The organism is Caldicellulosiruptoraceae bacterium PP1 (genome assembly GCA_041320695.1).
Classification (GTDB): Bacteria; Bacillota; Thermoanaerobacteria; order Caldicellulosiruptorales; family Caldicellulosiruptoraceae; genus JBGGOQ01.
On sequence record JBGGOQ010000039.1, the window covers coordinates 1 to 757 of the forward strand.

The following is a 757-nucleotide window of genomic DNA, read 5'->3' on the forward strand; positions in this document are numbered from 1 at the left end:
AGCTAACTTTTTTAAGAGATTCCTGAATTCAATTATTCCGCTTGGATCAAGCCCATTAGTCGGCTCATCTAATATCAGAAGTTTAGGTGATGATACTAACGAAACTGCTAAAGCAAGTCTTTGCTTCATACCAAGTGAATATGTCTTTACTTTTCTATTAATAGCATCTTTTAAACCCACAAAGTCAACTATTTCCTTCAATTTTTCAGTATCTTTAATCCCAAAAATACGTGCAAATTGCAATATATTATCCCAACCGCTCATATATTCATATAACTCTGGATTTTCAACTATACAACCAATGTTTTTTAAAGCTTCTATCCTGTTTTCTTCAATATTATAACCAAAAACTTTAATGTTACCAGATGTTGCTCGTATTAGTCCAACAATCATCTTAATTGTAGTAGATTTGCCTGCACCGTTAGGTCCAATAAATCCCACTATCTCACCTTCTTTAATAATAAAACTAATATCCCTCACTGCCTCTTTCTTACCATAATTCTTTTTTACATTTTCAAGTTCCAAAACAACTCCCAATTGAATATACCTCCTCAATTTTTATAATAAAATAATGTAACATTCTCATAGAGAGTGCCATTAATTATAAATGCATTTTGTAGTAAAAATCCCACATTGTTTCTAAAATCTTTTATGTCAATATCATTTATATCAATATCATCAATTAGAATTACACCATTTTGTGGTTTAAGTAGCCTCGCAATAATTCTGGCAAAAGTGCTTTTCCCTGAACCACTTC

Annotated in this window: 2 protein-coding genes; both read right to left on the bottom strand. The window is 31.0% G+C overall.

Translation table 11 applies throughout. The features are described 5' to 3' along the window. Positions 1-537 (bottom strand): ABC transporter ATP-binding protein (locus tag ACAG39_12475; GenBank protein MEZ0538035.1); only part of this gene is annotated, 537 nt, incomplete at its 3' end. A gap of 14 nt (positions 538-551) precedes the next feature. Continuing rightward, positions 552-757 (bottom strand): ATP-binding cassette domain-containing protein (locus tag ACAG39_12480; GenBank protein MEZ0538036.1); only part of this gene is annotated, 206 nt, incomplete at its 5' end.